The following is a 17,684-nucleotide window of genomic DNA, read 5'->3' as shown; positions in this document are numbered from 1 at the left end:
ATAAAATGAAGAAAAGCCTTTAGGAAAGGAAAGATAAAAAAATGAGCGTAACCGAACATAAAAAACAAGCGCCAAAAGAAGTGCGCTGCAAGATCGTAACAATTTCCGATACACGTACAGAAGAAACAGATAAGAGCGGTCAACTATTACATGAATTGTTAAAAGAAGCAGGCCATACAGTGACTTCTTATGAAATTGTGAAAGATGATAAAGAAAGTATTCAGCAAGCGGTGTTAGCTGGTTATCATAAGGAAGATGTAGATGTTGTATTAACAAATGGCGGAACTGGTATTACGAAGCGCGATGTCACAATTGAAGCAGTATCAGCATTATTAGATAAAGAAATTGTCGGATTTGGTGAGTTGTTCCGCATGATTAGTTATTTAGAGGATATTGGAAGTAGTGCAATGTTAAGTAGAGCGATCGGCGGCACAATTGGGCGCAAAGTAGTCTTTTCAATGCCAGGGTCTAGCGGAGCGGTTCGCCTTGCGATGAATAAATTAATTTTACCAGAACTAGGTCATATTACATTTGAGCTGCATCGCCAATGAGTAAGTATGCTGGAATTGTATTAGCAGGTGGTATGTCGAGTAGATTTGGTGAGCCGAAAGCGTTAGCGAGTTGGCAAGGTAGTACGTTTATTGAGCATATTTTGAAAGTGATGACAAGCACGCTCCAAGAAGTTGTAGTCATTAGTCATTCTGATATAAAAGAGCGAGTAGAGAAACTCGTACAAGTGCCTGTTATAGAAGACATTCCGCACTATAAAGGGAACGGGCCACTTGCTGGAATTGTATCAGGTATGGAATATATAGAAGCAGATTGGTACGCTATTATGCCATGTGATGCGCCAAATGTTTCACATGAGTGGTTCACCATTTTATTAGGGCAAACGAGTAATGAATATGATGCAGTTGTACCTATTATTAATGGAAGAAAACAGCCGTTACTTGCAGCGTACCATAACCGCGTGAAAGAAAAGATTTATGTTTTGCTTCAAGAAGAAAAAAGAAGTATGGTTCAGCTTTTATCACAATGTAATGTGAAATATATTGCTGGTGAAGATGTACAAGCAAATGCGGATTGGTTTATCAATGTAAATACGAAAGAAGAATATGTGCAGGCTCAAAAAGACCTTTCAAATGAATGAAAGGTTTTTTGGTATACAGAAATTGGGGAACAATTACTGTATAAAGGTATGTGAGTAAGTTGATTTTAAGGGGAATTCTTAAAATCACTATACAGAGTAAAAATACTGTATAACCATATATTAATTTTTATGGGTTTTTATTACAAGTCTATTTGTTTATGTTTGTTTTTGTTATAATGAATATAGAAATAATATGATATTTCACCTTGTGTATCATTTATTTAAGTGAATTTTACAATTGTATAATAAACTCCCTTCGTTTTTTGAAGGGAGTTTTTCTATTTAAGCAAGTAACTCTGATGCGTTATGCTGAAGTACTTCCTCATATTGGTTAAGCAAGCCACGAAAGATCTCATCCCAGCTTTTTGATTTCGCATAAGATAAAGCTGCTATTCCCATCTGCTCCAGTTTTTCTTCATTTTGCAATAAAAAATAAATGGATGATAGAAATGCGTCCTCATTTTTTGGGGGACAAAGAATTCCCGTTTTTCCATCTGTAATAATATTTTTAACTCCGCCACTATTTGCACCGATGACAGGTGTACCGCATGCAAGCGATTCAAGTACAACATTTCCAAATGTTTCAGTAGCTGATGGAAATACCATCATGTTAGAACAAGCATATGCTTCAGCTAAATCCACGCCTTGTAAATAGCCAGTAAACGTGACAGTTGTTTTCGGAACAGCTTCACGAAGACTTGTTGCTAGAGGACCGTCTCCTGCTATAAGCCAATGAATATCGTTTCGAGTATGCGCTGATTTAACGATAAGATTTTGCAACGTATCAATATCTTTTTCAGGGGCAATCCGTCCAACATAGGAAAGGACATACTTCGCTGTAATATTATATTTTTTTCGGAATAGGTCTGTATTGTAAGATGGATGAAAAAGTGTGCAATCTACACCACGTCCCCAAATAGAGAGGGCCTGAAAGCCTTTATGTTTTAATTGATGTAACGTTTCAGGAGAGGGTACGAAATTTTTTTGCATATGACTATGAAACCATTTTAAATAGTTCCAAAGCATATTGGAGAGAAATTCGATTTTATAATAGCGTAAATAAGCATCGAAATCAGTATGATAAGAACCGACAACTGGGATGTTTAACTTTTTTGCATAATACAATCCACAAAGTCCCATGTTGAAAGGTGTAGCAATGTGAATCATGTCAGGTTTAAAGGAAAGAAGTTCTCGTCTAATGCGCGGAGTAGGAAAAGAAAAGCGACATTCTGGATATAATATTGTTAATGGGATACTTCTCATCTTGTTCACATTCGCTACGAAATTATCTTCAGCTGTATGCTGAGGGGCGAAAACAGAATAGGCGATTTTTTCTTTCTGAAAATATCGTGTTAACCGCTCTAACGTTTTCGCAACCCCGTTCACTTGTGGCGTAAAAGTATCGGTAAAAATGGCGACTCTCATCATATCACTCCTTTATGTGAAAAGTGGGATGAATTGATAAAAAGAGATGATGCCAGAGCAAGTGCCTAGGCACATACCGACGAATACATCAGACGGATAGTGAAGCCCTAAATAAATGCGCGAAATACCGACGCATAATGCTAACGGTAATAGGAAAATAAGTAAGCTTGGATTATAGCAAATAAATGGAATAAAGACAGAGAAAACGGCTGTTGTGTGACCAGACGGGAAAGAGTGGTCTTGTAATGGATGGACTGGATATTTTGCATCCTGAATTGTTAAATAAGGACGTTTTCGTGGATACCATCTTTTTAATATTTGCACAGGAATATGGCTAATTGCTAACGAAATAGCAGTTGCAATTGCAGCTTGATGCAAAGTTCCACTTGCGAAAATTAAAAAGAACAGTGTGAGTGCGATAGAGAAAGTCGCGCCACCAATATGAGTAATATTGCTGAAAAAGATATTTAACGTTTTTTGATCAAAGTAGCGGTTAATTTCTCTGAAAATGTAACATTCTATTTTATATAATCCACTGACCTTCATGAAAATTCTCCTCCCTCATCTACATATATATGGAGATATTAGCTTTTATTTTAATAAGATTTTGTTGAGGGAGTAATAATGTTTTGTAAAGAAAAAGTTAGATTTTATATAAAAAAGCTGCCAGTATTATGGCAGCAGTAAAATCATTTTTGTAATGATTTATAATATTGGCCTTTTTCAACGTATTGCGTGCGAATTCGCTCCATGTCTTTACGGTCTTCTTCTGTTAACTCACGAACGACTTTCGCTGGGCGACCGAAAGCTAGTGTATTCGGCGGGATTTTCTTTCCTTGTGAAACGAGGCTTCCAGCACCGATAAAGGCTCCTTCGCCAATTTCAGCACCATCTAATATAATAGATCCCATTCCAATTAAAGCATCTTTCTTAATATGGCAGCTATGTAAAATAACTTGATGCCCAACTGTAACATCATCTTCTAAAATAAGAGGATACTGGGGGCTTTGGTGGAGTGTGCATTGGTCTTGTACATTTACGCGGTCTCCGATGATTGTTGGTGATACATCACCACGTATGACTGTATTAAACCAAATACTTGATTCCTCGCCAATTGAGACATCGCCTGTAATGGTAACATAGTCAGCGATAAAAGCACTACTCGCAATTTTCGGATTTTTTTCTTTGTAAGGATATATCATGTAAAGCCTTCCTTTCCTAGAGACTAGTTTCAGTGTACCAAATTATGAAAAAGAGTGAAATGGAGGAAAGCCGTATGTGGAATTATGAAGCAGAGGAAGCAAAAGCTGTAATCGTTATTGTACATGGCGCAATGGAATACCACGGACGCTATGAAGCCGTTGCGGAAATGTGGAATCATATCGGCTACCACGTCGTGATGGGCGACCTTCCGTCACACGGAACGACTTCAAGAAATAGAGGACATATTGATTCGTTTGATGAATACATAGAGGAAGTTAAATTATGGGTAAAAGAAGCAAGGAAGTATCGATTACCTATCTTTTTATTTGGTCATAGTATGGGTGGTCTTATTGTCATTCGTATGATGCAAGAGACGAAGAGAGAAGATGTAGACGGCATTATTTTAAGTTCGCCATGTTTAGGCGCATTAGCTGGACCTTCTGCACCGCTTCAAGCTGCCTCAAAAATATTAAATATTATCGCTCCGAAGTTACAATTTGCAACGAATCTTACAGTGGAAATGTCAACGCGTAATCATGAAGTGAGAGATGCGATGGAGAACGATTCGTTGTTCTTGCGCAAAGTATCAGTACGTTGGTATAGTGAATTGATTAAGTCTATTGAAATCGCTCATAAAAAAATAGATGATTTTCCAGATGTTCCGCTCTTGCTAATGCAAGCATGTGAGGATAAACTTGTAGATAAAACACGTGTCCGCACTTGGTTTGATAATGTTAAAATAAGTGATAAGGCTTTTAAAGAATGGCCGAATTGTTATCACGAGTTATTAAATGAGTATGAGCGTGATGAAATTTTGAATTATATTCAGTCATTTACTGAAATACGCATCAATAACATAATAGAAACAAATAAGTAAATTATTTGTACATTGAATAGAGGAGATGAAGGAAGAAGTGAACGTACCGAGTAATCCCATAACGCTCATGGCGAAAGTATACCGTGATGTGTTTCCGGTTGTACACCATGAGCTAGCGATGTGGAAAGAGCGTGCCTACCATATTCCGAATGATGAGCTTCATAGTCAGGCAATCGCAAGTATTGAGCATAAAACGTTTCATTGCGAAGGCGGTGGCATTTTAGCGCTATTAGCAAATGAACACCGTGAGGAATGTATTCGTTTTATCGTCGCATATCAAACGATTAGTGACTACTTAGATAATTTATGTGATCGCAGTACATCACTTGATCCGAATGATTTTGCCGCACTTCATGAATCTATGTTAATGGCATTATCACCAGAAGTAGAAGGTGGCGGTAATTATTATCGCTATCGTGATGATCAAGATGATGGTGGTTATTTAGATGAACTTGTTGAAACATGCCAAGATGTTTTAAAGAAAACGAAGCATTATGACAAAATTGCTCCTATTCTTCATGAACTTGCTTGTTATTATTGTGATCTGCAAATTCATAAACATGTGAAATTAGAAGAAAGAGAACCACGATTACAAACATGGTTTGAAGCACATAAAGAAAACTTACCTGAGATGAGTTGGTTTGAATTTTCAGCATGTGCCGGTTCTACGCTTGGAATCTTCTGTCTTGTCGCATATGCCTTTCATGATGAATTACATGATGAAGATATTGCGAAAATTAGACAAGGATATTTTCCTTACGTACAAGGACTTCATATCTTACTTGATTATTTCATTGATCAAGAAGAAGACCGCATCGGCGGGGATTTGAATTTCTGTAGTTATTATGAAAACGAGCAAGTGATATTAGATCGTATGAAACATTTTGTAGAAGAAGCAGAGAAGAGCATTGGTGATTTGCCTCATGCGAAGTTTCATCGTCTCATAAGCCGAGGATTACTTGGTATTTATTTATCAGATCAAAAAGTATCGGCGCAAAAGAATATGCACAAAATGGCACGGCGCATTGTAAAATACGGGGGCCTCACTTCACGATTCTTCTATTGGAACGGGAAGATGTACCGAAAGAAAACAGCGCAGTGATGAAGAAAACCACTCATGTAGAGTGGTTTTTTGTTATAATATGGTAAAGGTGGTGTCGAAAATGAAGCGATTGTTTCAAAAGCTATATGACAATATTGAGGTAACGTTACTCGTACTACTTACCATTTCATTTGTAACTGGAATGTATATGATGATGAATAGGCCAAGTGGTCCTACTATGATGGATTATGTGCCACAAGTAATAATTGGCGCAATTATTATTGTAGATATCGTTTTCTTAGTAAGTAGTAGAAAAAAACAAACGAATAGTAAATAAAAAAGCATTTGTACACGAGAGTACAAATGCTTTTTCATTATGATCGTATTTTGGAAAATACATATATAAGAAGTTCAACCGCGAAAATAACTAACACAGACAGTTCAAATAAAGGCATGACAGCGCCTAGTATAACCATCATGATAAAGAAAACGATTATGCTTTTCTTATCTCTTTGCTTAGGAGGTGCTGCTAATTTTCCTTTCGGCTTCCTTGCTAACCACATTTTTATTCCGTAATAAATGAGAAGTAATAAAGATAATGTCGTTAGTAAGCATAATATTTTATTTGGCCATCCGAATAAATGTCCTTCATGAAGCGGGATACCGTAAGTGAACCATTGCGCAAGTAATCCATAATCACGATAATCCGTTTTGGAAATGAGTTCTCCGCTATATTGATCAAAATAAGCTGTTATTTCTTCATTTGGTGCAACATGCATACCTGTAATACCGGAGCCGCTTGATTTTGAAACAGTGAACACACCTTTTGGATCAGCTGGTAGTGAAATAACATATGGCTTTTTTATTTCAATTTCCTTTTGTAATGTATCAACTGAAATTGCTTTCGGTTCATTCGAATTCGATTCAGGAGGTGCTTCTTTTCTAGTTGCCCACGGCAATTCTTTTACCTTCGATTCAGGCGGTGCCATATACAATTTCGGATATCCGAGTGATTCATTTGACGATGCAATTTTATAAATTTGGTTACCCATAAATCCTGACCATGGCAATCCAGATGCAACTAACAAAACGAGAGGAATTGTAAATATAATACCGATAATAGAATGACGTCGTTTTGCTTTTTCTCGCTTATTGGATGCCGGTGTGTTTTTGAATTGGCGTATACTCATGTACAACCCAGTTACAATTAAGAAGATTGTCCAACATGCCGCAAGTTCTACAGTATAGTTAACGACAGTGCCACCAACTAAAAGAGAACTATGTAATTCCCGCATGATATTGGCAAACGTTTCACTTGCGTTTTGATCCCCAACAATTTGATTATTATTATCTAAATACACATATTTTTGTTGCCCAGTATACTCATTTGCAATCGTAAGTCTCGTATTATAATCCCCATCAAACTCACTAATTTTCGCCACACTATAATGTGGATATTTTTTCTCTGTTAAGGAAATAGAATCAGCCATCGAAATAGATTCTGTTTGAGCACTCTTCCCAAAATATAAATCTTTATAGATGAAATCCTCAACCTCCTCCCGAAATAAATACCCAATTCCGCTCAGTGACAACGTAATAAGAAGCGGCGTAATAAAAAGCCCAGCATAAAAATGCCAACGCCAAAAAATGTAATGAAGCGAACGATTTACTTTCATACTTTCAGTTCCCCTAACCTTCCCTATATGAATAACTACTTATTTAATATAGCGAGATTAAGTGTGATTACTTTGAAAGAATTGTGAAGAAAGTTAAAAGTTTTGGGGATTTTTATCAAACAAAAAACATATTTCAAAAGTGATGTTTTCTATGTTTCTGAAGATCTCTTTGTATTTGATAGATACATCCTAACAACCGCTTTCGCAAGACATTGAGAGGAATCAATAAAATCCTCACTCGCCAACACATTCAAATCGGTACATGCGATAATTGCAGTATCAACTTCATCTTTCAATTGTAAAACGAGGGCACTCCACAATTCGCGAGCTTCTTCAACCTCTCCAGATTTAATATAAGTAATAATTTGATTAATGCTTTCCTGCCATTGTTCGTAATGAATGTACTCTATATTACGCTTTGCAATCCCATCTTGGTAAATTTCAGCTCGAACAGTCGCTTCCGTTGCGAGAAGAGCGACTCTTTTGGCAGTTTCAGGAATTGCTTTTAACGTCTCATCAACTATATTCAAAATAGGAATAGAAAGAGATTGCTGTAATTCCTCAAAATAAAGATGCGCTGTATTGCAAGGCATAGCGATAAAGCTTGCGCCAGTACTTTCAAGTTTTTGTGCCCCTTCAATAATCGCTTTTTTCATCGCTTCATGATCAATAGGGCGATCCATGTAAAACGGTGTTGGACACGAGTAAATCATCATATGGGGAAAGTCCATATCATGCTTTGCTCCGTATATTGTTTGGCACTCTGCTACAACTGTATCAACGAATGGTCCAGTTGATTTTGGCCCCATTCCTGCTAGTATTCCGATCATTGTTTCGTCTCCTTTAATATGTAATTAAAAACGTTTTTTGCGAACGATAAAAAGAAATAAGGTAAATAATAAAAATGAATATACGATAGCCCATGCTGTGAGCCATAGCGTGTGAGTCAGTATATTATATTTGTATTGTCCAAGCATTAGAAAGCTTTCGACAGGTGGTAAAAACCATAAGAACTCTTTTTTAAACCGGATAGATGCAATCGTTATAAGCAATATAAATGTAAGACTAAGCCAAGCAGTGCCTGCTTTTTGAATCGTATTTCTAGTAAATAATGTTGCGATTGAAATTCCTAGTATAGAGAAAGACATGTGAGAGAGAAATCCGACTAGAAATAAAGAAACTGTCATTTTCTCATTAAACATTTGCAAAATAATTGGGTAGATTACGGATATAAAAGATAATACAGTACAAATGAGAAGAGCCGTAATATATTTACCAACGTATAATGCGGAAATGTTATTTGTATGTGAAATAGTGATTTGCTCTTGTACAGGGTCTTCCGTATGAAAAATTGTGACTGTAATCCAGGCAGATAATAAATAAAGTACAAGTGCTGTTTCTAAATATGTCGGTACAATAGGAGTCGGTTTATATGCATATACAAAAAGTAAGCTCATAAAGTACATCGCAATAGGAGGGACGTACTTATACGATTTTGTATAGTCGAGAAAGTGATAACGAATAAGCGCGAACATAATGAACCTTCTTTCGATTTAAAAGTTAGGTTGTAGCAGTGTGATAGATGCTTTTTTATGTAATAAAAACTGAAGTATGTCATTTGTATATTCTTTTTCGATTTGTAATTGAATAAGATTTTGATTTGAAGTGTGTGCAACGTGTATAAAACCGGATTGCTTTTGTAGTTCTATTGTTGAAAATGTTTCGTGAACGATTGCCTCAATATAGACTTGTTCTGCTCCTTTTTGCGCAGAGATATTTTCTGCAATTGTATGATTTGCTAACGTCACAATTCTATCGGCGAAGTTTTCTAGTAGCTGTTTTTCGTGACATGTGAAGAGTATAGATATACCTTGTTGTTTTAATGAGAGTAAAATATGTTCTAATTCTTGCTGAGAGTTAGGATCGAGTCCAGAAAGGGGTTCGTCCAAAATTAATAAATGTACGTCTGTAAGTAATGCTTGCATAATGCCTGTTTTTTGTTTCATGCCTTTTGAAAAGTTTCGTACAACGGAATGTCTTGCATGATGTAAATGAAAAGATTCCAGAAGCATCGGAATTTTATCTTTTACATATTTTGTTGATAAACCGTGAATGTGGCCGAGATGGTATAGATAATCCTCTAATGTAAAACGAATCCCTTCAGGAAAATGTTCAGGTACATAACCGATTTGTATATGTTCTTTTCTTTGAATTGTCCCTGCCGTAGGTGAAATAAAACCTGCAATTATTTTGAGTAGAGTACTTTTTCCAGTCCCGTTCCCGCCGATAATAGCCAGTGCTTCTCCTTCTGGAATGGATAAATCAATGTTGTCTAGTATAAGTGATTTGCCATATTTCTTTTGAATTCCCCTTAGTTCTACTAGCAAAGTTCTATCCTTCTTTCTTCGAATATTGTATACATCCATTATATAGGAGAATAACAAAAAGACGTGCAATGAGTGCACGTCTTTTTTTGTTATGTTTTGTCGATAAGTCGATATAGTGTGTCGAATCGTCGATATATCGAAAAAATCGTTGATATATCCGGAGTTACGATAGATAAAATTCAAAAATCGTTGATATAATTATCGTTTCTCAATCGCCACAATAAATGGCGGGTTATTTTGTTGGTTAATGAAGCCGTAGCGCAGTACGTGAGCTTGTTTTTGATCTAGTTCTTCTGCGAATTTGAGAACGGCGTCGCGTTCTACTTGTCCTTCTGGGTGTCCGTGGTAAATGACAAGGACGATGATACCTTCAGGTGCCATTACTTCTAATAATTGTTCAATTGCCGAAATTGTTGAGTTCGGTTTTGTAACGATATGCTTGTCTCCGCCTGGAAGGTAACCTAAGTTGAAGATTGCGCCTGTTACTTTTCCTTTTGCATCTTCTGGTAATACGGATAGCAGTGTATCGTGACTATCGTGAACTAAAACAGTACGTTCGAAAAGTTCTTTTTCTTTTAAACGAGTCGTCGAGCTTTCAATTGCTTCTTTTTGAATATCAAATCCAAATACTTTTCCGTTATCGCCAACGATTTCAGCTAGGAAGCAAGTGTCATGCCCATTGCCTAAAGTTGCATCTACAGCGTAATCGCCTTCTTTTACTGCCGTTTGCAAGAGAGTGCGAGCAAACGGTAATACACGTTCTAATTTCATTTTTGTTTCTCCTCATTTGCATATTTTCCTTGCCAGCTTCCGCGGCGTACAAATTCTGCATCGATGGAATTTAATACTTCCCATTTATTTAAGCTCCACATTGGGCCGATCATTAAATCAGGTGGACCGTCACCTGTGATGCGGTGCACAATTACGTCTTCTGGAATCATTTCAAGTTGGTCAACAACGAGACTTACGTAATCCTCAAGAGAAAGGAACTCGAGTTGTCCTTTTTCATATTGTTTCACCATTGGCGTTCCTTTTAATAAATGAAGTAAGTGGATTTTAATTCCTTGTACGTCAAGCTTCGCTACTTCACGAGCTGTTTCCATCATCATGTCGTAATTTTCAAGAGGAAGACCGTTAATAATATGAGAGCAAACTCTAATGCCATGCTTGCGTAATTTATTTACACCTTCCACATAAGAAGGATAATCGTGAGCACGGTTAATAAGGTTTGCAGTACGTTCATGAACAGTTTGTAGTCCGAGTTCAACCCAAAGGTATGTGCGTTTATTTAAGTCCGCTAAATATGCAACGACATCGTCCGGTAAACAATCTGGGCGAGTCGCGATAGAAAGACCAACAACGTCTTTTTCAGCTAGAAGCGGTTCGAATTTTTCTTTTAACACTTCAAGTGGTGCATGTGTATTTGTGTACGCCTGGAAATAAGCGATACATCTTCCGTCTTTCCACTTTGAGCGCATTTTTTCTTTCATTTCATGATATTGCGTTATAACATCATCGCGGCGATCGCCAGCGAAGTCACCAGATCCAGCAGCACTGCAAAATGTACAACCGCCATAAGCAACTGTACCATCACGGTTCGGGCAGTCGAAGCCAGCATCTAATGAAACTTTAAAGATTTTTTCACCAAATTCATTTCGTAAATGGTAATTCCATGTATGATAACGTTTATTGTCGTTTGTATATGGAAAAGGGTTTTGAACCTTCATTACTTTCCCTCCTAAGCCGAGTCAAAATGAAACAAAATCCATTATAACATACTCATAAGGTTCAGATGGAAGGGACACACTAAAGGGGAATTGAAGCAAGGAGGGACAATTATGGCAGAGCGTCAATCACTTGAATCGTATATTACACAAGCGGAACAAGCGGTGGAATATGCGAAAGAACAATTAGACCAAGGTATGAGACAAGAGCATTACAATACGATGGAGTATTCAGATGCGCAGTTACAATTAGAACAAGCATATAACGATTTACAAACGATGCAACAACATGCGAATGATGAGCAACGTGAGCAATTAAATAGAGCACGTATGGCAATTCGCCAATTGCAACATCAAATGATTATTACACCGCACTAATAAGGAGTGAATGTAATGGCGAAACGTTCAAATCAAAATAATCCAGAGCAAAAAACGCAAAATGGACATAACGCTGAGTTTTCGAATGAGCTTGATCCAGTGGTTCAAGTGAAACAGCGTAACAGTAAAAAAGGACAACCTCAAAAATCGAAACAATCAGAGTAGACCAGGTCGCAATATGACCTGGTTTTATTTTGCTATATGACAATAATGTAAGATTTCTGTAAGGTTTACCGATAGTTGTAAAATCACATTTCCAGTAGAGTAAGGGAGGATTAAATTTTATACAAGGAGCTGCTTTATGGGAAATGATATTACAAATAAACGAATTGATGAGTTAGATTACATTCGTGGCTTCGCATTACTGGGGATTATTTTAGTAAATATTCTTGCACTACTTAACATTAAAATTCCAGATCCTAATACAGTAGATGCCAGCTATCAAAGGTTTCTATACTTATTTGTAGAGGGTCGTTTCTTCTCAATTTTCTCATTCTTATTTGGAGTAGGATTCTATATCTTTATTTCTAGAGCAATTGCAAAAGGGAAGAATGGATACGTTCTATTTCTACGCCGTTTAGTTGCACTATTTATTTTCGGCTTGATTCATCAAATGTTTCAGCCTGGAGAAGCATTAACGTTATATGCAATTTGCGGGTTAATTGTTTTACCGTTTTATAAAGCGAAAAAAGAAGTGAACCTAGTACTAGGGCTTATTTTAACAATTACCTTCAGTGTAATGGGAGCGAAAGAACTATTACCACTTGGCTTAATTTTATTAGGGCTTGCTGCAGGACAATATCGTGTATTTGAAAATCTTACGCAGAACATAAAGAAAGTCGCTATTTTTACAGGTACTATGTTTGTTTTAAGCGTAATAGCTGTATGGTATCAATATGGGCACGTTCCTGCTGAACCATTTATAAATGGGATAATGGAAACTGAAGACGGAACAATGGATGCTGCAAGCCAATTTTTAAAAATTGGTATTACAGTTGGACCGATTATTTCAGCTTTCTATGTTGGAGCTTTAATTTTATTACTTCAATTAAAACCAGTTCAAACGTTGTTAGCACCATTGAAATACTACGGTCGTATGGCTTTGACGAATTATATCGGACAAACTGCAATGATTTTAATTGCTGGTAGTGTATGTAACTTTGCAGGAAACTTAACATACATGCAGACGTTATATGTATGTATCGCAATTTACGCTATTCAAATTGTGTTTAGTGTAATTTGGATGAAAATCTTTAAAATGGGTCCATTAGAATGGATTTGGCGTGTTATTACGTATTGGACGGTAACACCTTTAAAGAAATAAAGTGAAACTTTAATCAGTGGGGGTTTTCTTCATCTCCCACTGATTATTAGTTGAACCAATCGGACTTTTATGGGCAGTTGATCCCCCACCTAACCTTTTTGCTTTCGCTGAATTTTGAGGTGGGGGTCTTACTGCCCATTAAAGTGGGATAAAGAGAGAAGTGGGCTGTTCCTTTTGTGGAACAGCCTATTTGTATTGTCAGCTTTTGTCGATAAGTCGATATATTTTGAAAATCGCCGATAAAAGTGAGGGAATCGCCGATATAATTTCATTTACCGATTCACTATGTCACTAATAGTAAAAGCCAAGCTTACAAACACACCTTTTTTATCTTACAAAAGTGTAAGGTAATTGTAATGTTAACAAATAGCAGTTCAGCTCCAAAAAGCGCAAAATAGGTAATGGAAAAACAAGCGTAGGAGGATATATATGACGAAACCAGTTGTAGACGTGAAAAACGTTCAAAAAGTGTACGGTAAAAAAGGTGAGAATCAATCACACGCATTAAAAGGTGTATCATTCTCAATTCAAGAGGGTGAGTTTGTTGGGATTATGGGACCATCTGGTTCTGGTAAAACGACATTATTAAATGTAATTTCAACGCTTGATAAAGCAACAGGCGGCGTTGTTGAAATTGCGGGTACGGACATTACGAAAATGAAACAAGGTGAGCTTTCTGATTTCCGCTCGCAAAAATTAGGATTCATCTTCCAAGACTTTAACTTATTAGAGAACTTATCTATTTACGAAAACATCGCATTGCCACTTTCTCTTCAAGGTGTTCCATCACGTAATATTGGGCCGAAAGTAGAAAAAGTAGCAGATATGTTAGGTATTTCAGCAATTCTTCAAAAGTATCCATCTGAAGTATCTGGTGGACAAAAGCAACGTTCAGCAGCAGCGCGGGCTTTAGTACATGAGCCAGCTATTATTTTAGGGGACGAGCCAACAGGAGCGCTTGATTCTAAAAACGCGACGAGTTTACTTGATGCGATGACAAACTTAAATCAAGAGCAAGGCGTATCTATTATGATGGTTACGCACGATCCGTTTAGTGCAAGTTACTGTCAGCGTATTTTATTCATTCAAGATGGTGAGCTATATAAAGAAATTCACCGAGGTGGTACACGTGAAGAGTTTTATAAAGAAATTTTAGATGTGCTAGCAGACTTAGGCACACAAAAAGCGTAAGAAAGGAGGTTCTAAGGCATGTTATTTAAACTTTCCATGTCAGGACTAAAAAGTAAGCTGAAAGATTATATCGTCTTACTTGTTGGTCTTGTCATGTCGATTTCAATTTTTTATATGTTCCAAACGTTAGCACTAAATAAAGCGTTTATTGAGTCTAACTCAGTTATTCAATCAATTGGATTTGTATTCCAAGCAGGTTCATTTTTACTCGCTATTATAACGTTCTTCTATATTCTATATGCGAACTCTTTCTTATTATCTCTTCGTCAAAAAGAGTTTGGTATGTATATGATGTTAGGAGCAAAAAAGCATAAAGTTACATTACTTATGTTTATCGAAACAATCGTATTAGGCGCTGCGTCCCTTGCAATCGGTATTACAGTTGGTGTAGGACTTGCACAAGGTATCGGACAGTTATTAATGAAACAATTAGAATTTGCTGGTGAAGGCTATAAAGCATTTTACCTTCCATCTATGACTGTTACTTGTATTTTCTTCTTTGCACTATTTGTATTATCAGCAATTATGAACAGTATTAAATTATCACGTATTTCTGTATTGCAACTTGTACATGCAGACGCACAAACAGAGCGTGTTGCAGTAAAAGGAAAAATGACAGGTTTAATTGCATTCCTTGCGGTTATTTTATTAGGCGTTGGCTATGCATCAATGATTTACATGGCAAAATTAAGAGAAATGGGAATCCTTATTGCATTAATTACAACAACAGCTGGTACTTACATGCTATTTGGATCACTTCTTCCGGTTATTATTAAAAAGTTAAAAAGTAATAAAAAGCGTAGTGAAAAAGGACTTAATGCTTTTACGTTTGCCCAATTAAATTTCCGTATTAATAGCTTAACGAAAGTACTTGCAACGGTAGCGATGTTAGTTGCTCTTGGAGCGGGTGCGATTTCAGGTGGTATGGCATTTAAAAATAACGTTATAAAAATGGTTGATGGTTTAATAATATATGATTCAGTTGTTCATAATCCAACAGCTGAAGAAAAGAAAATTTTAGACGGTATTACATTTAAAGAGAAAAATGAATATCGTTACAAAGTAGATGATAAATACGTTTACTATGTAAAAGAGGATTTAGAAAAAAATCGTCCTTTAGTAAAAGATATGACAAACATGAAGTCGATGAAAGATTTAGCGAATACGAAAAAAGCTTCACAGGAACTACCTGTAGGTGCAGTTTCTAGAGAAATGAACGAAAAAGATGCGAATGCGAAAGAACTTCCAGAAGAATGGGACGATGCTTTCAGAACAATTCAGCCATTTTATGTATACGAGGATCATGCAATTAAAATTATAGATCAAAAAACGTACGATAGTGTAAATGGTAAAGAAGGTATGGCGTTTGTTGGAAAAGTAGATGATTTCTTAACATATACAAAAGAATGGAAAAAACTTGACGAGTTGCAGCTAGATAAATATAAAAATATAAAAGCTGAAAGATTAGATAGTAAATATCAAGCTTACAATGGATTCTACGGCATTGCGAGCGGAACAGTATTTATGGGATTTTTCCTTGGAATTGCGTTCTTAGCAATGATGGCAAGTTGTTTAATGTTTAAAATTCTTTCTGGTGCATCAAAAGATATTACGCGTTATCAAATGCTTCGTAAAATCGGTGTGCGCCGTGAGTTATTAACGAAATCCATTTATAAAGAATTATTCTTAGTCTTTCTTTTCCCAGCAATTGTAGGTATTGCTCACGTATTAGTTGGTATGAATATTTTCGGATTTATCTTACTTGATCCGTACTTCCGTATTTGGGTACCGATTGTTATCTTCGTAATTATTTATGCAATTTATTACTTCATTACCGTTCAATTGTATAAAGGAATTGTTCTTCCGAAAGAAGATTAATAATAAAAACCGAGCGAAATTGCTCGGTTTTTATTATTTTCAGAAAAAACACTTTAATGTTACTGAAATGTATAATATAATGTAAATAAGTAACATACCATGTAAGTATCAGCAATCGAAAAATGAAAGGAGGAATCCAATCTGTAGAAAGAGGCTGAACTTGTATCCCCTATTGTTCCTACCCCACTGTATTTGCACAATTATAAATTTCCAAACCTAAAAGTATATTGTAAAAATAATGGATAATACATGGAAATCTCATAGCGTGATAAGGTAAAATGGACAACATGATGAGAAAATTACCGTTCATAAGATGAGGAGAATACATGTATGGAAGTTGTAGAGGCATTAAAAGATATAAGCCAAATTGAGGCGATGAAAAAGTATTTAAAAGAGCACTCGCAGCGAGATTATCTTTTATTTGTTATTGGAATTAACACAGGATTAAAAATTACTGAGCTACTTAGTATGAAATTTGAAGAGGTATTACATGAAGATGGAACTGTTAAAGAGTTTTATTCTCTTCCTGTGAAAGATGAAAAGTTTAAACAAGATATTTATTTAAATACAAAAGTAAAAGAAGCACTTTTAGAGTATGTACAATCTATTGATGTGAAAAGAGAAAACTATGTATTTCAATCTAATAAAACGACAAATTCAATCTCACGCCAACAAGCGTATCGTGTAATCCATAGCGCAGCTGAAGCGGTTGGAATTGTTGGGAAGATTGGAACGAACTCAATGCGAAAAACATTTGGATATCACGCGTACAAAAGAGGAATAGCAATTGCACTATTGCAAAAGCATTTTCATCACGCAACGCCATCAGAGACGCTCAAGTATTTAGGAATCTCAAAAGATGAAGAATTTAAAACAGAGATTGATGTTGATTTGTAAAAGCCGTAACTAAAACTTTAGGAGGCGGGAATATGAATATTCGAGAGAGTGAATTACCGGGCATTGGATGTAAGTTTGAAGTAATTACAAAAGGTAATGAAAAGCTGGTTATTGTTATTCACGATGATGGCCGAAGAGAAATGTATCATTTTGATGCAGATCATGATGAAAGTATTTCAAGTATTTCTCTTCGTGATTCGGAAGCGAGACAAATTGCAGCTATATTGGGCGGAATGGTATATAGACCACAAGCGTTAGATACGATTGAAATGGCTTTTGAAGGATTATCAATTGAATGGTTCAAGGTGGAAAATCATGCGCCAGTCGTACAAAAAACAATTGGTAGCTTACATGTCAGAAAAACATATAACGTAACGATTATTGCTATTTTAAAAAAGAATATGAAGAAGTTCTTTAATCCAGGCCCAGATTCTATTATTGAAGCTGGCGATATGCTTGTGTTATCGGGTGAAAGACATGAAGTGAAAAGAATTATTAATGAATTGCTTTCAGTAGGAGGGGATTCATAATC

21 protein-coding genes are annotated in these 17,684 nt (G+C 36.2%); 12 read left to right on the top strand and 9 right to left on the bottom strand.

Translation table 11 applies throughout. The annotated features are described in order from the left end of the window. Positions 1–41: 41 nt before the first annotated feature. Positions 42–551, top strand: a complete 510-nt coding sequence (locus ACVWY7_RS19815; protein WP_000117130.1) for a MogA/MoaB family molybdenum cofactor biosynthesis protein — start codon at positions 42–44, stop codon at positions 549–551. After that, positions 548–1,150: a molybdenum cofactor guanylyltransferase gene (locus ACVWY7_RS19810; RefSeq protein ID WP_071736629.1), complete on the top strand. Its 603-nt coding sequence runs from the start codon at positions 548–550 to the stop codon at positions 1,148–1,150. Before ACVWY7_RS19815 ends, ACVWY7_RS19810 begins: the two co-directional genes overlap by 4 nt. Before the next feature lie 282 nt (positions 1,151–1,432). Here ACVWY7_RS19810 and ACVWY7_RS19805 read toward each other — a convergent pair whose 3' ends face one another. From ACVWY7_RS19805 to ACVWY7_RS19795, 3 genes are all read right to left on the bottom strand, one after another. Continuing rightward, the gene (locus tag ACVWY7_RS19805; protein ID WP_001261628.1) at positions 1,433–2,575 is read right to left on the bottom strand and encodes a glycosyltransferase family 4 protein; all 1,143 of its coding nucleotides are present in this window, start codon (positions 2,573–2,575) and stop codon (positions 1,433–1,435) included. A gap of 12 nt (positions 2,576–2,587) precedes the next feature. Beyond that, complete coding sequence (locus ACVWY7_RS19800) at positions 2,588–3,121, bottom strand: phosphatase PAP2 family protein (RefSeq protein WP_000868591.1); 534 nt, start codon at positions 3,119–3,121, stop codon at positions 2,588–2,590. Between the two features lie 143 nt (positions 3,122–3,264). Next, the gene (locus tag ACVWY7_RS19795) at positions 3,265–3,777 is read right to left on the bottom strand and encodes a gamma carbonic anhydrase (protein WP_000640199.1); all 513 of its coding nucleotides are present in this window, start codon (positions 3,775–3,777) and stop codon (positions 3,265–3,267) included. Positions 3,778–3,851: 74 nt separating this feature from the next. Here ACVWY7_RS19795 and ACVWY7_RS19790 point away from each other — a divergent pair, with 74 nt between their 5' ends. The 3 genes from ACVWY7_RS19790 to ACVWY7_RS19780 all read left to right on the top strand — a co-directional run bounded on the left by ACVWY7_RS19790 (position 3,852) and on the right by ACVWY7_RS19780 (position 6,034). Beyond that, positions 3,852–4,655: an alpha/beta hydrolase gene (locus tag ACVWY7_RS19790; RefSeq protein ID WP_000267411.1), complete on the top strand. Its 804-nt coding sequence runs from the start codon at positions 3,852–3,854 to the stop codon at positions 4,653–4,655. Between the two features lie 37 nt (positions 4,656–4,692). Further along, on the top strand, positions 4,693–5,757 hold the full coding sequence (locus ACVWY7_RS19785) for a tetraprenyl-beta-curcumene synthase family protein (protein ID WP_001102457.1): 1,065 nt from the start codon (positions 4,693–4,695) through the stop codon (positions 5,755–5,757). 61 nt (positions 5,758–5,818) lie between these two features. Beyond that, positions 5,819–6,034: a hypothetical protein gene (locus ACVWY7_RS19780; RefSeq protein WP_000825361.1), complete on the top strand. Its 216-nt coding sequence runs from the start codon at positions 5,819–5,821 to the stop codon at positions 6,032–6,034. A gap of 37 nt (positions 6,035–6,071) precedes the next feature. Here the strand turns inward: ACVWY7_RS19780 and ACVWY7_RS19775 are convergent, their stop codons facing one another. The 6 genes from ACVWY7_RS19775 to ACVWY7_RS19750 form a co-directional block, all read right to left on the bottom strand. Then, on the bottom strand, positions 6,072–7,373 hold the full coding sequence (locus tag ACVWY7_RS19775) for a PepSY-associated TM helix domain-containing protein (RefSeq protein ID WP_431175126.1): 1,302 nt from the start codon (positions 7,371–7,373) through the stop codon (positions 6,072–6,074). Between the two features lie 149 nt (positions 7,374–7,522). After that, entirely contained in the window at positions 7,523–8,203 is a 681-nt protein-coding gene (locus tag ACVWY7_RS19770) for an aspartate/glutamate racemase family protein (RefSeq protein WP_456523939.1), read from the bottom strand. 24 nt (positions 8,204–8,227) lie between these two features. Further along, a complete protein-coding gene (locus ACVWY7_RS19765; protein ID WP_456523938.1) occupies positions 8,228–8,908 on the bottom strand; it encodes an ABC transporter permease in 681 nt (226 codons plus the stop codon). 18 nt (positions 8,909–8,926) lie between these two features. Then, entirely contained in the window at positions 8,927–9,760 is an 834-nt protein-coding gene (locus ACVWY7_RS19760) for an ABC transporter ATP-binding protein (protein WP_073522219.1), read from the bottom strand. Positions 9,761–9,958: 198 nt separating this feature from the next. After that, positions 9,959–10,531: a class I SAM-dependent methyltransferase gene (locus ACVWY7_RS19755; protein ID WP_000764489.1), complete on the bottom strand. Its 573-nt coding sequence runs from the start codon at positions 10,529–10,531 to the stop codon at positions 9,959–9,961. After that, complete coding sequence (locus tag ACVWY7_RS19750; RefSeq protein ID WP_073522217.1) at positions 10,528–11,487, bottom strand: TIGR01212 family radical SAM protein; 960 nt, start codon at positions 11,485–11,487, stop codon at positions 10,528–10,530. Before ACVWY7_RS19750 ends, ACVWY7_RS19755 begins: the two co-directional genes overlap by 4 nt. A gap of 111 nt (positions 11,488–11,598) precedes the next feature. Between ACVWY7_RS19750 and ACVWY7_RS19745 the strand changes: the two genes are divergently transcribed. The 7 genes from ACVWY7_RS19745 (at position 11,599) to ACVWY7_RS19715 (ending at position 17,682) form a co-directional block, all read left to right on the top strand. Further along, a complete protein-coding gene (locus ACVWY7_RS19745) occupies positions 11,599–11,862 on the top strand; it encodes a YtzC family protein (RefSeq protein ID WP_000840869.1) in 264 nt (87 codons plus the stop codon). A gap of 15 nt (positions 11,863–11,877) precedes the next feature. Beyond that, on the top strand, positions 11,878–12,027 hold the full coding sequence (locus tag ACVWY7_RS19740) for a glycogen biosynthesis protein GlgD (RefSeq protein ID WP_073522216.1): 150 nt from the start codon (positions 11,878–11,880) through the stop codon (positions 12,025–12,027). Positions 12,028–12,163: 136 nt separating this feature from the next. Further along, entirely contained in the window at positions 12,164–13,186 is a 1,023-nt protein-coding gene (locus tag ACVWY7_RS19735; RefSeq protein WP_456523937.1) for a DUF418 domain-containing protein, read from the top strand. A gap of 429 nt (positions 13,187–13,615) precedes the next feature. Beyond that, on the top strand, positions 13,616–14,377 hold the full coding sequence (locus ACVWY7_RS19730; RefSeq protein ID WP_000165840.1) for an ABC transporter ATP-binding protein: 762 nt from the start codon (positions 13,616–13,618) through the stop codon (positions 14,375–14,377). An 18-nt stretch (positions 14,378–14,395) separates the two neighbouring features. After that, positions 14,396–16,255 carry an FtsX-like permease family protein gene (locus ACVWY7_RS19725; protein ID WP_073522213.1) on the top strand — a complete coding sequence of 620 codons (1,860 nt, stop codon included), beginning with the start codon at positions 14,396–14,398 and terminating at the stop codon, positions 16,253–16,255. A gap of 330 nt (positions 16,256–16,585) precedes the next feature. After that, positions 16,586–17,152, top strand: a complete 567-nt coding sequence (locus ACVWY7_RS19720) for a tyrosine-type recombinase/integrase (protein WP_000454217.1) — start codon at positions 16,586–16,588, stop codon at positions 17,150–17,152. Positions 17,153–17,184: 32 nt separating this feature from the next. After that, positions 17,185–17,682 carry a cation:proton antiporter regulatory subunit gene (locus ACVWY7_RS19715; RefSeq protein ID WP_073522211.1) on the top strand — a complete coding sequence of 166 codons (498 nt, stop codon included), beginning with the start codon at positions 17,185–17,187 and terminating at the stop codon, positions 17,680–17,682. Positions 17,683–17,684 lie beyond the last annotated feature (2 nt).

Source organism: Bacillus sp. TE9106W, assembly GCF_054062215.1.
This window is presented reverse-complemented; position numbering and strand designations above follow the sequence as displayed.

Coding starts and splice junctions, on each gene's coding strand:
- ACVWY7_RS19815 (WP_000117130.1), top strand. CDS start 42: ATGAGCGTAACCGAACATAAAAAACAAGCGCCAAAAGAAGTGCGCTGC.
- ACVWY7_RS19810 (WP_071736629.1), top strand. CDS start 548: ATGAGTAAGTATGCTGGAATTGTATTAGCAGGTGGTATGTCGAGTAGA.
- ACVWY7_RS19805 (WP_001261628.1), bottom strand. CDS start 2,575: ATGAGAGTCGCCATTTTTACCGATACTTTTACGCCACAAGTGAACGGG.
- ACVWY7_RS19800 (WP_000868591.1), bottom strand. CDS start 3,121: ATGAAGGTCAGTGGATTATATAAAATAGAATGTTACATTTTCAGAGAA.
- ACVWY7_RS19795 (WP_000640199.1), bottom strand. CDS start 3,777: ATGATATATCCTTACAAAGAAAAAAATCCGAAAATTGCGAGTAGTGCT.
- ACVWY7_RS19790 (WP_000267411.1), top strand. CDS start 3,852: ATGTGGAATTATGAAGCAGAGGAAGCAAAAGCTGTAATCGTTATTGTA.
- ACVWY7_RS19780 (WP_000825361.1), top strand. CDS start 5,819: ATGAAGCGATTGTTTCAAAAGCTATATGACAATATTGAGGTAACGTTA.
- ACVWY7_RS19775 (WP_431175126.1), bottom strand. CDS start 7,373: ATGAAAGTAAATCGTTCGCTTCATTACATTTTTTGGCGTTGGCATTTT.
- ACVWY7_RS19770 (WP_456523939.1), bottom strand. CDS start 8,203: ATGATCGGAATACTAGCAGGAATGGGGCCAAAATCAACTGGACCATTC.
- ACVWY7_RS19765 (WP_456523938.1), bottom strand. CDS start 8,908: ATGTTCGCGCTTATTCGTTATCACTTTCTCGACTATACAAAATCGTAT.
- ACVWY7_RS19755 (WP_000764489.1), bottom strand. CDS start 10,531: ATGAAATTAGAACGTGTATTACCGTTTGCTCGCACTCTCTTGCAAACG.
- ACVWY7_RS19750 (WP_073522217.1), bottom strand. CDS start 11,487: ATGAAGGTTCAAAACCCTTTTCCATATACAAACGACAATAAACGTTAT.
- ACVWY7_RS19745 (WP_000840869.1), top strand. CDS start 11,599: ATGGCAGAGCGTCAATCACTTGAATCGTATATTACACAAGCGGAACAA.
- ACVWY7_RS19740 (WP_073522216.1), top strand. CDS start 11,878: ATGGCGAAACGTTCAAATCAAAATAATCCAGAGCAAAAAACGCAAAAT.
- ACVWY7_RS19735 (WP_456523937.1), top strand. CDS start 12,164: ATGGGAAATGATATTACAAATAAACGAATTGATGAGTTAGATTACATT.
- ACVWY7_RS19730 (WP_000165840.1), top strand. CDS start 13,616: ATGACGAAACCAGTTGTAGACGTGAAAAACGTTCAAAAAGTGTACGGT.
- ACVWY7_RS19725 (WP_073522213.1), top strand. CDS start 14,396: ATGTTATTTAAACTTTCCATGTCAGGACTAAAAAGTAAGCTGAAAGAT.
- ACVWY7_RS19720 (WP_000454217.1), top strand. CDS start 16,586: ATGGAAGTTGTAGAGGCATTAAAAGATATAAGCCAAATTGAGGCGATG.
- ACVWY7_RS19715 (WP_073522211.1), top strand. CDS start 17,185: ATGAATATTCGAGAGAGTGAATTACCGGGCATTGGATGTAAGTTTGAA.